10 protein-coding genes and 1 riboswitch are annotated in these 14,190 nt (G+C 64.7%); of the genes, 7 read left to right on the forward strand and 3 right to left on the reverse strand.

From position 1 onward, the window contains the following. Positions 1-4 precede the first annotated feature (4 nt). The gene (locus tag H570_RS0105665) at positions 5-697 is read left to right on the forward strand and encodes a PepSY domain-containing protein (protein ID WP_027079897.1); all 693 of its coding nucleotides are present in this window, start codon (positions 5-7) and stop codon (positions 695-697) included. Further along, on the forward strand, positions 694-2,529 hold the full coding sequence (locus H570_RS18120) for an NADH:ubiquinone reductase (Na(+)-transporting) subunit F (protein WP_051176158.1): 1,836 nt from the start codon (positions 694-696) through the stop codon (positions 2,527-2,529). The genes H570_RS0105665 and H570_RS18120 overlap by 4 nt, the downstream gene beginning before the upstream one ends. 269 nt (positions 2,530-2,798) lie before the next feature. Here the strand turns inward: H570_RS18120 and H570_RS0105675 are convergent, their stop codons facing one another. Further along, positions 2,799-3,377 carry a manganese efflux pump MntP gene (locus H570_RS0105675; protein WP_027079898.1) on the reverse strand — a complete coding sequence of 193 codons (579 nt, stop codon included), beginning with the start codon at positions 3,375-3,377 and terminating at the stop codon, positions 2,799-2,801. 8 nt (positions 3,378-3,385) lie between these two features. Further along, positions 3,386-3,561: riboswitch (yybP-ykoY riboswitch) on the reverse strand. Positions 3,562-3,719: 158 nt separating this feature from the next. Here H570_RS0105675 and H570_RS0105680 point away from each other — a divergent pair. The 5 genes from H570_RS0105680 to H570_RS0105700 are packed head-to-tail and all read left to right on the forward strand — an operon-like array spanning position 3,720 to position 10,527. Then, positions 3,720-4,106 (forward strand): hypothetical protein, encoded by a 387-nt coding sequence (locus tag H570_RS0105680; RefSeq protein ID WP_051176159.1) that lies wholly within the window; start codon positions 3,720-3,722, stop codon positions 4,104-4,106. Positions 4,107-4,163: 57 nt separating this feature from the next. Beyond that, positions 4,164-5,444 carry a TolC family protein gene (locus H570_RS0105685; protein ID WP_027079900.1) on the forward strand — a complete coding sequence of 427 codons (1,281 nt, stop codon included), beginning with the start codon at positions 4,164-4,166 and terminating at the stop codon, positions 5,442-5,444. An 11-nt stretch (positions 5,445-5,455) separates the two neighbouring features. Beyond that, entirely contained in the window at positions 5,456-6,712 is a 1,257-nt protein-coding gene (locus tag H570_RS0105690; RefSeq protein WP_425411549.1) for an efflux RND transporter periplasmic adaptor subunit, read from the forward strand. Positions 6,713-6,722: 10 nt separating this feature from the next. After that, positions 6,723-9,905, forward strand: coding sequence for an efflux RND transporter permease subunit (locus tag H570_RS0105695; RefSeq protein ID WP_027079902.1), 3,183 nt, complete (start codon positions 6,723-6,725; stop codon positions 9,903-9,905). A gap of 1 nt (position 9,906) precedes the next feature. Then, positions 9,907-10,527: a cation efflux transmembrane domain-containing protein gene (locus H570_RS0105700; RefSeq protein ID WP_027079903.1), complete on the forward strand. Its 621-nt coding sequence runs from the start codon at positions 9,907-9,909 to the stop codon at positions 10,525-10,527. 75 nt (positions 10,528-10,602) lie between these two features. On the opposite strand, the gene H570_RS19355 is transcribed toward H570_RS0105700, so the two are convergent. After that, the gene (locus H570_RS19355) at positions 10,603-10,998 is read right to left on the reverse strand and encodes a copper-binding protein (RefSeq protein WP_036135316.1); all 396 of its coding nucleotides are present in this window, start codon (positions 10,996-10,998) and stop codon (positions 10,603-10,605) included. A gap of 69 nt (positions 10,999-11,067) precedes the next feature. Further along, the gene (locus tag H570_RS0105710; protein ID WP_027079904.1) at positions 11,068-14,190 is read right to left on the reverse strand and encodes a CusA/CzcA family heavy metal efflux RND transporter; all 3,123 of its coding nucleotides are present in this window, start codon (positions 14,188-14,190) and stop codon (positions 11,068-11,070) included.

Here is a 14,190-nt window from a genome sequence, read left to right on the forward strand (position 1 = left end):
TCCTATGAAACCCGCATTCTGGGCACGCCGTGCCCATAAATGGATTGCCTTGTTCATCGGCGCACAGGCCTTGCTGTGGACGGTGAGCGGGCTCTACATGACCGTCATGTCGATCGACTACATCCATGGCGACCACCTGGCGCATTCGAAGGCGCCCGCGCTTGCACGAGACGCCGCACTGATCGATCCGGGCGCGATCAGCAAGCGCTATCCGGGAATGGATGGTTTTCGCCTCAGGCAGTTGCTGGGGCGCGAAGTCTACGAAGTACGCCAAAGTGCGAGCATCGCACTGGTCGATGCTCGCACCGGTGCCACGATCGGACCAATCGACAAGCCCGCGGCGCGACAGTTGGCCATGGCCACTTATCAGGGCGAAGCAAAGCTGCAGTCCCTGCAGTTGATAGACAAGGCGCCCAGGGAGGTGGCCAGTCGCGAAGTTCCCATGTGGCAGGCCACGTTCGGCGACCGCATCAACACCGCGCTGTACTTCTCGCCGCAGACGGGCGAACTATTGGCCACGCGGCATGATTTCTGGCGCTTGTTCGATTTCCTCTGGATGCTCCACATCATGGATTACGAGGATAGGACGAACGTCCACAATCCATTGTTCCGGGTTGTGGCATCGGTGGGCTTCCTGTTCGCGCTCAGCGGCGTGTGGCTGCTGTTCTACAGTTTCCGCAAGAGGGCCGCAGCATGACGCCCTGGATCCGGAAGCTGCACAAGTGGATCGGCCTGGCCGTTGCATTGCAATTCACGATCTGGCTGGGCAGCGGGCTGACCATGAGCCTTCTCGACAAGGATGCCGTCGAGAACGTGCATCACCGCGCGCCGGCGGGCGACAAGCCCAACTGGCCCGGGAGTGCCGTTGCCCCCCAGGCTGTCCTTGCCGCCGCCACGCGTCCTGTGCAGATGATCGAGACCCATTGGCTGGGTAACCGGCCGGTGTTCCGGCTCAGCGACAAGGATGGAACCTGGCTGGCAAGCGTCGACGACGGGCAGCCGGTGCCGGTGACCGCTGAAGCGGTCGCGGCGATCGCGGCGGCCGATTACGTGGGCGAGGGGCGGGCCTCACCGCCGGAGCTCATGAACGAGGTGATCTGGGAAGCACGTGGCCATGCCGCACCCATCTGGCGCGTGGCGTTCGCCGACGACGACGGCACGACGCTATACCTGTCCGGGCAGGATGGTCGCATCCTCGAACGGCGCAGCACCATGTGGCGGATCTTCGATTTCGCCATGATGTTGCACTTCATGGATTACACCCGGCAGCAGGATTTCAACAATCCGCTGATCGTGATGGCCGGCGCAGGCGGGTTGTGGATCGCCTTGTCGGGCATCTGGCTGCTGGTGACCAGCTTCCGCTTGGGCGAGTTCGTTCCATCGCGCTGGCGACCGCGCCATGAGTTGACCGTGTTTGCGGCCGGTGGCGCCAGGCTGCGCTCGGTGGAGTCGCATTCGGGCGACACGGTCTATCTTGCGCTGGGCAGGAATGGCCTGCAGTTGCCGTCCAATTGCGGCGGGGGCCAGAGTTGCGGCCTGTGTGAGGTGCGCGTGCGCGGCGATGCGCCTGCGCCGACCAGCGCCGACCGCGAGCACTTGGACAAGAGCCGCCTGGGGTTGGGTTACCGCTTGGCGTGCAACGTGCCGGTGCGCTCCGATATCCAGGTCGAAGTCGCGGGCGGCGCTGCGCTGTGGACCGAACGCACGGCCACCGTCGCCAGCGTGGTGCCGGTGACGCCGTTCCTGCGCGAGATCGTGCTTGAACCGGATGCCGCGTTGGCGCCATCGGAGTTCCAGCCGGGCGCCTATCTCCAGGTGCACGTACCGGGGTATTCACTGCGGCGGCACGATCTCGATCATCCTGAGCAACATCGCCTGGACTGGGCTGCGCTCGACTTGCCGCCGACGTTGACATCCAGGGAGCCAGTGCGCAGGTCGTACTCGCTTTCCTTGCCGGTGGAGAAGGCTAACGGAAAGGTGACCTTGCTTGCGCGCTTCAGCCCGGGAGGGCGAGGGAGGAAGCGCCAACCCGCGGGCAAGGGTTCGACCTACCTGTATTCGCTCAAGCCGGGGGATCGCGTGCATTTCAGCGGGCCGTTCGGCGACTTCGCGCTCAAGCCAGGGGCAAAGGAGAAGGTGTTCATCGGTGGTGGCGCCGGTATGGCCCCGCTGCGCGCAATGATCCATTCTCTGCTCGACCACGGTGCAAGTGAACGCATTCACTTCTGGTATGGCGCCAGGAATCTGCGCGAAGCGCCCTATGCCGGAGAGATGGAAAAGTTGGCACACACCCATCCGAACTTCAGCTGGCACCTGGTGCTGTCGGATGCCGCAGAGCATGGCGCGGGATTGATCCAGGGCTTGGTGCACGAGGCCACACACGAAGGACTGCTGCAGGGCCATCCCGATCTCCATGCGTGCGAGTTCTATCTTTGCGGGCCGCCAGCGATGTTGTCGGCAACAAGGAGCCTGCTGGACCAGCTCAAGGTCAGGCAGGAGCAGGTCGCTTTCGACGATTTCAAAATCTAGTTTAGGAGTTCGTCTTCCTCTACAACGCTATCGGTGTTCCGGCCGCTGCCGGCGTGATGTACCCGGCGTTCGGCCTCCAAGGACGGCAAGCTCAGCCCGGCCGAGTTCGCCACGGGCCAAGACATGTGGTGCAGTTGCCGGAAGGTCTCCCCGGCATCCGCCTGAGGCGGGTGCTGGACACGTAATCTCAGGTGACAAAGTTACTGTCGCTTGGCGCGATCATGCGACGGACGTGTCAGCGCTGCGCGCGTCCTGGTCAGTCACCAGGCTCATGAGGTAGCGATGCTGAGGTGTTCGTACAAGATGGTCGAACCCACTGCAATAAGAATGATGCCGCCCACGATTTCGGCGCGTTTGCCGATGACCGCTCCCAGGACTCGGCCAGCCATGATGCCTAGCGTCACCATGGCGAAGGTACACAGGCCGATCACCGCGGCAACGACAACGATGTTGACATCGACAAACGCCAAACCCACGCCAACGGCCATCGCGTCAATGCTGGTAGCCAGTCCCGCGACGGCCACCAAGAGCAGGCTTCCACTTCCGTTGATGCTGCCCGCAGTGGTCTCCTTGTCCGGCACCAGCGCCTTGTAGATCATGTGCACCCCCAAGGCTGCAAGCAAGCCGAATGCGATCCAGTGATCCCATGTTTCGATGATGCGCGAGGCAGCAGAACCCAGCAGCCAGCCAATGACCGGCGTAATGCCTTCCACGACGCCGAAGATAAAACCTACGCGGAGCGCATCCTTCAGGCGTGGTTTGACCATGCCGGCGCCCCGTCCCAAGGCGGCGGCGAATGCATCGGTGGACATGGCCAAGCCGAGCAGGAGAATCGAAATGGGATTCATGGGTTGCCAACGGTCGGGACTTGCGGACGAACGAATGCGATCCGCGCGCCCGACCGGAGCTACGCGCATCGCTCGTTGGTCTCGCCAACCGTCAGGTTGCGTTCGCCACGACCCATTCGGGCCGAGTGTGTTGACGGACGCGCCTCCAGAATGGAGGCCGGCTACTCCCCAAGGAGAAGATCTGCACACCAGAACCTGCGCGCAGAGACTGGATGATAGCAGCGCACGGGTGGCAACAGCCTCCCGTGACCGGCTCGCGATCGGGGGTTCAGGGAGCGCCCCTCACGCGACTGGATCCGTGAAATTGTGTAACCCCGGCGCTCGCAGGTATCCTGCTCGGCCATGACCCGCTTGCGTCCACATCGCTGGCAGCCGCTCCTGCGCGTTCTTGTGCTGGGACTGTTTGCCCTCGGCCTGGTGCTGCAACCGGTGTTGGCGAACGTCGCCGAGTATCACGAGTTGGCGCATGATCCGTCCGGCTCGCACGCCCATGACTTGCGTGCGGTTGACGGCGCGGAAGGGATCCCGGGCGACGAGCAAAGCGAAGACGCCTGGACGTTGCACTTGCTCCTGCACTTCGCTCACTGCTGCGGTGCGACTGCGGCCTTGCTGCAAGCGTTCAAGCCGCTCCCCGTGGCACGGCCAGACGGCCGTCTGGCCATCACGAAAACACCGATGCCGCCGCAGGTGCGGCTGACCTCACCGTTCAGGCCTCCGATTTTCGCGTGACTGCGCCGCCGGCATGACGCCGGTACCTGTCATCTCGAATAACTCGGAGCAATCCCCATGCGTTTGCGACCCGCGGCCCTGGCCGTGCTCGTCGTCGTGTGTGTCGTGGTCTTTCCCACGCACGCCGCCGACCCCCTGACCCTGGATGACGCCTTCAAGCGCGTCGCCAATACCCATCCCAACCTGCGCCTGTTCGGCACGCGTCGCGACGTGCTGGAGGCCGAACTGGAGCGAGCATCGTTGCGCCCGGCATTGGTTGCCGGTGCCAGCATCGAGAACGCATTCGGCACCGGCGAAGCCAGCGGCCTGGACAGCGCCGAAATCACCCTGAGCTTGGCCTCGGTGCTGGAGCGTGGTGGCAAGCTCGATGCGCGTCGGACCTTGGCGCAAAGCCGAATCGACGCGCTGGCGGTAGAACGCGAGGCGCAACGGCTGGATCTGCTGGCCGAGGTGGCGCGTCGGTATCTGTCGATCATCGCGGCGCAACACCAAAGCGCAATCGCGCAGCTCGACATCGGGCAACGCCAGAGCACCGTTGCCGAAGCCCGCAAGCGACTGCAGGCCGGCGCCTCGCCCGAATCCGTAGTGCTGACCGCACAGGCGGCGCTGGCTCGGGGCGAACTCGATCTCGCCCGTGCACAGCAGCGCCAGTCTGCGGCGCGCCAATACCTGGCCGCGCTGTGGGGCGAACGTGCCCCCTCATTTGAGGTGGCCGGCGGCGATCCGCTGGTGCTGCCCGAGGTAGCCGATTTCGCGGTGCTCGCCGATTGGCTGGCACGGACACCGGAGCTGGCGCAGTTTGTCGGCGAAGCCCGCATCCGTGAGGCGCGCCTGCAGCTCGCCCGCAGCGAAGCCAGCCCGGATCTGGACTGGCAAGTGGGCGTGCGCCGGTTCCAGGGCAGCGACGACTTCGGCCTGATTGGCAGCGTCTCGATCCCCTTGGGTAGCGCGAGCCGCGCCCAGCCTGGCATTCGCGCCGCCCAGGCCGAACTGGCGGGGCTGGAGATCGAACGCGAAGCCAAGGGCTTGTCGTTGTATTCGACGTTGGCCGAGGCCCACGGCCGTTACCGCGTCGCCGCAGTCGAGGTCGAGCGCCTGCAGGACGACGTGCTGCCCCGGCTGGGCAAGGCCGAAGCCGCCACACGCGCTGCATATCGCGCCGGCGCAGCCAGTTATCTGGAATGGGCGACGCTGCAGGCCGAGCGCACCGCCGCGCGCAAACAACAACTGGAGGCCGCGCTTGATGCCCAGCGTGCCTTGATCGAAATCCAGCGACTCACCGGCCAGGCTTTCCTCGCCGGTTCGGCGCCGCAGACCCAACAAGGAGTTACCCCGTGAAGTCTTCTCACTTGATCAGTGCGCTCGCGCTGGCACTGTCACTGGCCGCCTGTGGCGGAGACGCGGATGACCACGCCAACGAAGCCGCCGGCGAGCACGCCGCAGAAGCATCCGGCGAACACGCTGAAGCGGAAGCCGCAACCGGCGAACACGGCGGTCGTCTGCTTGAACAGGACGGCTATCGGGTCGAGCTGGCGATGGCCGAGGACGGCACGCCGCCACGGTTCCAGGCCTGGCTGTACCAGGACGGCGAGCCGCTGCCGTCGACGGCCGGCAAAGTCGAGGTGCGGGTGACTCGCCTGGGCGGCCAGGCCGTCAGCTACACCCTCACTCCGCAAGAAGACGGCAGCCTGGCCGCGATCGACACCGTCGCGGAACCCCATTCGTTCGATGTCGAGGCGCTGGCTAGCATCGGCGACAAGATGCTGCGTTGGGAATACCCAAGCTACGAGGGCCGCACGATCATCGCCGCTGCCACCGCCGAGAAGTCGGGCATCGAGGTTCAGCCGGTCGGCCCTGGCGTAATCGCCGACGAACACGAGGTGCAGGGCCTGCTGACCCCGATCGAGGGCCGCGTCGCAGAGGTCACCGCCAGGTTCCCCGGTCCGATCCGGTCACTGCGAGCCAATGTCGGCGACCAGGTGCGCTCCGGCCAGACGCTGGCGACGATCGAGAGCAATCTCAGTTTGAGCAACTACAGCGTTGCAGCGCCCATCTCGGGTGTCGTCACCGCGCGCAATGCGTCGGTCGGCGGCTTGGCTGGCGAAGGGATGGCGTTGTTCGAAATCGCCGATCTGTCGCAACTGTGGGTCGATCTGCACATCTTCGGCGCCGACGCGCAGCACATCCGGCCGGGCGTTCCGGTCGCGGTCACCCGCATGAGCGATGGCAAGACGGTCGACACCATGCTCGAACGCGTGCTGCCGGGCATGGCGACGGCGAGCCAGAGCACTGTCGCCCGCGCCACGATCGACAACAGCGATGGTCTCTGGCGGCCCGGATCGGCGGTCAAAGCGCGGATCACGGTCGAGCAACAGCCTGTCGAGTTGATGGTGCCTCTAACGGCGCTGCAGACCATGGGCGGCGAAGAAGTGGTGTTCGTGCGCGTCGGCGAGGCCTACCAGGCGCAGCCGGTCGAGGTGGGCCAACGCGACGGGCAACGCGTGGAGATTACGGCCGGGCTGAACAAGGGCGATCAGGTCGTGGTCGAGGAGAGTTACCTGATCAAGGCTGACATCGAGAAGTCGGGAGCGTCGCATGCGCACTGACGCCCCCGGCATGCTGGAGAGAATCGTTCGTTTCGGCATCCATCATCGCTGGCTGATGATGGTGGCGACGCTCGCCTTGATCGGCGTGGGTATCTGGAGCTTCACCAGACTGCCGATCGATGCCACCCCCGATATCACCAACGTGCAGGTGCAGATCAACACAGAAGCGCCGGGTTACTCGCCCTTGGAGTCCGAGCAGCGCGTCACGTATCCGATCGAGACTGCGCTGGCGGGCCTGCCACAACTGGACTACACCCGTTCGTTGTCGCGCTACGGGCTGTCGCAGGTCACGGTGGTGTTCGAGGACGGAACCGACCTGTACTTCGCCCGTCAGCAGGTGGCCCAACGCCTGCAGCAGATCCGGTCGCAGATCCCTGAAGGCCTGGAGCCGCAGATGGGGCCGATCTCAACCGGTCTGGGCGAGATATTCATGTATACGGTCGACGCGGCACCCGAGGCGCGAAAGCCCGACGGCACGCCATGGACCGCGACCGATCTGCGGACCCTGCAGGACTGGGTGATCCGGCCGCAGATGCGCAACACGCCCGGCGTCACCGAAGTCAACACGATGGGCGGTTACGAGCGGCAGATCCACATCACTCCGGACCCGTCCAAGCTGGTCGCGCTGGGCTTCACCTTGCAGGACATCGTCGACGCGGTTGCGGCCAATAACCAGAACATGGGCGCCGGCTACATCGAGCGCAACGGCCAGCAATACCTGGTGCGCGTGCCCGGACAAGTCGGCGGGCTCGATGAGATCCGCAACATCGTCCTGGACCGGCGCGAGGGCTTGCCCATTCGGGTCAGCGACGTGGCACAGGTTGGCGAGGGACCAGAGCTTCGCACCGGTGCGGCCACCCAGAACGGCGAAGAGGTCGTGCTTGGCACGGTGGCGATGCTGGTCGGCGCCAACAGTCGCCAGGTCGCCCAGGCCGCTGCTACCAGGCTGGAAAATGCCAATGCCAGCTTGCCAGCCGGGGTGGCGGCGACCGCCGTGTACGACCGCACCGAGCTGGTCGACCGGACCATGAAGACGATCGCGAAGAATCTGGTCGAAGGCGCGCTGCTGGTGATCGTGGTGCTGTTCCTTCTGCTCGGAAACTTCCGCGCTGCGCTGATCACCGCAGCGGTCATCCCGCTGGCGATGCTGTTCACCATCATCGGCATGGTCAAGGGCGGCGTGTCCGGCAACCTGATGAGTCTGGGCGCGCTTGACTTCGGCCTGATTGTCGACGGCGCGGTCATCATCATCGAGAACTGCCTGCGCCGCTTCGGCGACATGCAACACCGGCTCGGGCGGGTCATGACCGATGACGAACGCAAGGACCTGACCGCCACGGCGACGGTAGAAGTGATCCGACCCAGCCTGTTCGGCTTGTTCATCATCGCCGCGGTGTACCTGCCGATCTTCGCCCTGACCGGGATCGAAGGGAAGATGTTCCACCCGATGGCGATCACTGTGGTGCTGGCGTTGACCGGCGCGATGGTGCTGTCGCTGACGTTCGTGCCAGCGTCGGTCGCGATCTTCCTCAGCGGTCGCGTGGAGGAGAAAGAGAACCGGGTGATGCAATGGGCCAAGCAGCGCTATGCGCCTCTGCTGGCATGGTCGCTGCGCCGCCGTACCTGGGTGCTCGGTGGCGCGCTGGCATTGGTTGTTGTCAGTGGCTTGCTGGCGACGCGGCTGGGCAGCGAGTTCATCCCCAGCCTGGACGAGGGGGACATCGCCATGCACGCAATGCGCATTCCCGGCACCGGCATCGAACAGGCGGTGAAGATGCAGATCGCGGTGGAGGAACGCGTGACGCAGATCCCCGAGGTCGAACGCGTGTTCAGCAAGATCGGCACCGCCGAGGTCGCCACCGACCCGATGCCGCCGAACGTGGCCGACACCTTCCTGATGATGAAGCCGCGCGATGCATGGCCCGATCCACGAAAGCCCAAGGACCAGCTGATTGCGGAAATCGAAGACGCGGTTTCGGAGATCCCGGGTAACAACTACGAGTTCACCCAGCCGATCGAAATGCGCTTCAACGAGCTGATCTCCGGCGTGCGCGCGGATGTGGCGATCAAGGTGTTCGGCGATGACCTGGATACGCTGGTTGAGGTGGCCGAGCAGATCGAGACAGTGGCCAAACAGGTCGGCGGCGCGGCCGACGTCAAGACCGAACAGACCACCGGGCTGCCGCTGTTGACGGTGGTGCCCGATCGCGAGGCATTGGCACGTTACGGACTGAACCCGAGTGTGGTGCAGCAGACCGTCGCCACGGCCGTGGGTGGTCAGGTCGCCAGCGAGCTGTACGACGGCGACCGCCGCTTCGACATCGTGGTGCGACTGCCCGAGCGGATGCGTGCGGATCCAACGGCATTGGAAGACCTGCCCATACCGCTGGGCGGTATCACCAACGCCGATGAGTCCAGCCGCGATCCGGCGTGGTCGGATGACACCCCGCAGACCATCCCGTTGCGGGAGGTGGCAATGATCGAGAAGGTCCTCGGGCCGAACCAGATCAACCGCGAGAATGGCAAACGTCGTGTGGTGGTCACCGCCAACGTGCGCGACCGCGACCTGGGTGGCTTCGTCGCCGAGCTGCAGCAACGCGTCGAGCAACAGGTCGACATCCCGGAAGGCTACTGGATCGATTACGGTGGCACGTTCGAGCAGTTGATCTCCGCCAGTCGTCGCTTGGCTGTCGTGGTACCGGTGACGCTGGTACTGATCTTCGGACTGCTGTTCATGGCCTTCGGCTCGGCCAAGGATGCGGCAATCGTGTTCAGCGGCGTTCCGTTGGCGCTGACCGGCGGGGTGTTTGCGCTGGCGCTGCGCGGGATTCCGTTGTCGATCACCGCCGGTGTCGGCTTTATCGCACTATCGGGCGTGGCGGTGCTCAACGGCCTGGTCATGATCGCGTTCATCCGCAAGCTACGCGAGCAGGGTGATTTGCTGGAGGATGCCATCGTCGACGGTGCGCTCGGACGGCTTCGGCCGGTTCTCATGACAGCGTTGGTGGCGTCGCTGGGCTTCCTGCCGATGGCGTTCAATGTCGGTACCGGCTCGGAGGTGCAGCGGCCGCTGGCGACGGTGGTGATCGGCGGCATCGTGTCCTCGACGCTGCTCACGTTGCTGGTGTTGCCGGCGCTCTATCGTTGGCTGCATCGCAATGGTGACCTGTCACCTACGACTGTGGAGACCTGACATGGGTGATTCGTGCTGTAGCGGCACTGTCGACATCCGCGCCATGGAGGCGCGGCAGCGACGCGTACTGATGATCGTGCTGGCGATCAACATCGCCACGTTCGTGATGATGCTGTCGGCTGCGCTGTATAGTGGGTCGTCGTCGCTGTTGTCCGGCAGTCTCGACAACCTGGGCGATGCGCTGACCTACCTTTTGAGCCTCGCCGTCATCGGCGCCAGCCACCAGGCAAAGGCGAAGGTTGCGTTGGTCAAGGGCTTGCTGATCTTCGGCGCTGCGGTGGCCGTTGCCGCGCAGATCGGCTGGCGACTCACACACCCCGGCGTGCCGATCTTCGAAGCGATCGGTATCGCTGCCGTGCTCAATCTTGCTTTCAACGGTATCTGCCTGTGGCTGCTGACGCCGTATCGCGATGGCGATGTGAACATGGCCTCGGCATGGGAGTGCTCGCGCAACGATGTATACGAAGGCTTGGCGGTTCTGCTCGCGGCCGTCGGCGTCTGGTTGTTCGATGCTGGCTGGCCCGACCTGCTCATCGCCGCGGCGTTGCTTGTGATGTTCCTACGCTCGGCTTGGCGGGTGCTGGGATCGGCGTGGCGCAGCTACAAAAGTGGGGATGAGTGATGGGTAATGCCTCAATGGGCGGTTGCCGCTCCCCATCGCTCGCAGCGGTCACGATGGGGAGTGGGCCGGGGTGCATCATTGCGCAGGTGCAATGCTCGTGATCGTGTTCTTCGAGCCTTGTGACAGGAATTCGAAATCGACCCTCTGACCCGGCTGCACGGTCTGGATCTGCTCGTGCGTTGCCGAGAAGCCCATGGTCATGGCAGGCCATTCCAGCGCGTCAACCGCACCGTGTGCAATCACGATCTTGCCGGCCTCCGCATCGACGGACTCGACGGTACCGCTCGCCGCTGCCGGTGTCCCCGCGGCGTCATCCGTGGTGCTGTCCATGGCCTGGTGCTCGGCCTCGGACATGTCCATTGATTGCGCTTCAGGGGACGCGGCCGCGTTGGCTGCGGTATCGGCACTACTGGTCTCCTGCGAGCAGGCGGCCAGGAGTGCAACGGTCAACAGGGAAGTGAGAAGTTTCATACGGGTGTTCCTCTGGTATTGGGAGTGAATGGCAGCCGCTTGGCGATCAGCCACCGTGGGCAGGCGGCTTCAATGCCCACGGCGAAGCAACTGACGACGCTTGATCAGCGCATACAGGGCAGGGATGACGGCCAGTGTCAGTACGGTCGACGACACCATTCCTCCCACCATCGGGGCGGCAATGCGACGCATCACTTCCGAACCGGTGCCGGTGCTCCACATGATCGGCAGCAAGCCGGCCATGATCGCCACCACGGTCATCATCTTCGGTCGCACGCGTTCCACCGCGCCCTCGATAATTGCTTCCTGCAGGTCGCGGTCGGTGAGCGTGCCGCCCTCCGCCTGCCGGCGTTCCGCCCGGGCCTCCAGCGCGTGGTCGAGGTAGATCAACATCACCACGCCCGTTTCCGCAGCCACGCCTGCCAAGGCGATGAACCCGACTGCGACCGCGACGCTGACGTTGTAGTCGAGCAGCCACATCAGCCAGACACCGCCCACCAGCGCAAACGGCACCGACAGCATCACGATCAGCGATTCGGTCACCCGCCGGAAGTTGAGGTACAGCAGCAGGAAGATGATCGCCAGGGTTACCGGAATCACCACCTTCATCTTCGCCGCGGCCCGTTGCATGTATTCGAACTGGCCGCTCCAGCTCGCGTAGTACCCGGGCGGGAAAGTGACATCCCGTGCCACCGCTTCCTGTGCCTGTTCCACGAAGCTGCCGATGTCACTCTCACGCGTGTCCACGTAGATGTAGGCGGCCAGCATCGCGTTCTCGGTGCGGATACTGGGCGCGCCCTTGCGGACCTGCACGGTGGCCACCTCGCCCAACGGAACCTGGGCACCGCTCGGAGTGGGGACCAGCACCTGGGTGGCAATCCGGTGGGGATCGTCCCGCAGGTCGCGCGGGTAGCGGACGATGACTCCGAAGCGCTCACGCCCGTCCAGCAGGGTGGTCACCCGCTCGCCGCCGAGCGCGGCGGACACGATGTCCTGGACCTCGCCGACGGTGATGCCGTACTGGGCGAGCCGGGCCAGGTCGGGGTCGATATCCAGGTAGAAGCCGCCGGTGAGGCGCTCGGCGAAGGCGCTGGTGGTGCCCGGTACCGTCCGTACCGCGGCCTCGATCTCCAGCGCGACTTTCTCCAACTCGGCGAGGTTGCTGCCGAAGACCTTGATGCCCACCGGCGTACGGATGCCGGTGGCGAGCATGTCGGTGCGCGCCTTGATCGGCATGGTCCACGAGTTGGCGACGCCGGGGAACTTCAGTGCCGCGTCCATCTCGGCGATCAGCTTGTCGGTGGTCATTCCCTCGCGCCATTGGTCTTCGGGCTTGAGGTTGATCACCGTCTCGAACATCTCCAACGGGGCGGGATCGGTGGCGGTCAGGGCGCGCCCGGCCTTTCCAAACACCGACTCGACTTCCGGGAAGGTCTTGATGATGCGGTCCTGCTGCTGCAACAGCTCCGAAGCCTTGGTTACCGACATGCCGGGCAGGGACGCCGGCATGTACAGCAGGGTGCCCTCGTTGAGCGTGGGCATGAACTCACTGCCCAGCCTGGATGCCGGCCACGCGGTGACCAGCAGCGCGACCAGCGCGACGGCGATCGTCGCGACCTTGTGCCGTAGCACCACGTCGATGATCGGACGGTAGGTGGCGATCAGGAACCGGTTCACCGGATTCTTGTGTTCGGGCAAGATCTTGCCGCGCACAAACAGCAGCATGAGCACGGGCACCAGGGTGATCGACAGCAGTGCTGCGCCGGCCATGGCAAAGGTTTTGGTGAAGGCCAGCGGATGGAACATCCGGCCCTCCTGCGCTTCCAGTGCGAACACCGGCAGGAACGAGACGGTGATGATCATCAGGCTGAAGAACAGCGCCGGACCGACTTCGCGACAGGCGTCGATGATCAGTTGCGCGCGGCTGCGCGTGCCGTCATCGCGCTCGATGTGCTTGTGAGCGTTCTCGATCATCACGATCGCCGCATCCACCATCGCGCCGATCGCGATCGCGATGCCGCCCAGGCTCATGATGTTGGAGTTCATCCCCAGCACACGCATGGCGATGATGGCGATCAGCACGCCGACCGGCAGCATCACGATCGCCACCAGCGCACTGCGGGCGTGGAACAGGAACACCAGGCACACCAGCGCCACAATGAGACTCTCCTCGAGCAGCGTGTTGCGCAACGTCTTGATGGCCCGCTCGATCAGGTCCGACCGGTCGTAGACCGCCTCGATGCTGACACCTTCCGGCAGGCCATTGCCGATTTCGGCGATCTTTTCCTTGAGTCCGCCGATGACCGACAGCGCATTCTCGCCGTAGCGGGCCACCGCGATGCCACCGACTACGTCGCCCTCGCCATCGAGGTCGGCCAGACCGCGCCGTTCTTCCGGCACCAGTTCCACCCGCGCGATGTCGCCAATCCGCACCGGCGCACCGTCTTCGGCGCGCAGCACGAGATCCTCGATGTCGGCGATGCCTCGCAGATAGCCACGTCCGCGCACCATGTACTCGGTCTCGGCCATTTCGATGACGCGGCCGCCCACGTCCCGGTTGCTTTCAGCGATGACCTGGGAAACGCGCGAGAGTGGTATGCCGAACTCGCGCAATCGCACCGGATCCACCGTGACCGAGTACTGCCGGACGAAGCCGCCGACGCTGGCGATCTCGGCCACGCCGGGCGCGGTCGTCAGCTGGAAGCGGACATACCAGTCCTGGATCGCGCGAAGCTCGTCGAGCGAATGCCGCGCGCTCTTGAGCACGTACTGGTAGACCCAGCCGACGCCGGTCGCATCAGGCCCGAGCGTGGGCGTGACGCCGTCCGGCAAGTCCTTGGAGGCGACGCTGAGGTTCTCCAGGACGCGCGAACGCGCCCAGTACAGATCCGTGCCGTCCTCGAAGATCACATACACGAACGAGGCGCCGAAGAACGAGAAGCCGCGGACCACCTCGGACTTGGGCACCGTCAACAGTGCGCTGGTGAGGGGATAGGTGACCTGGTCTTCCACCACCTGCGGGGCCTGGCCCGGCACCTCGGTGAACACGATGACCTGCACGTCCGACAGGTCGGGTTGCGCGTCCAGCGGCGTGTTGATGAGCGCGTATATGCCGCCGGCGACCAGCGCCAGCGCCATCACCAGCACGAGGAAGACGTTGCGGATAGACCACTCGATGATTCGACCGAGCAT

The sequence above is a fragment of the Luteimonas mephitis DSM 12574 genome, assembly GCF_000422305.1.
GTDB lineage: Bacteria > Pseudomonadota > Gammaproteobacteria > Xanthomonadales > Xanthomonadaceae > Luteimonas > Luteimonas mephitis.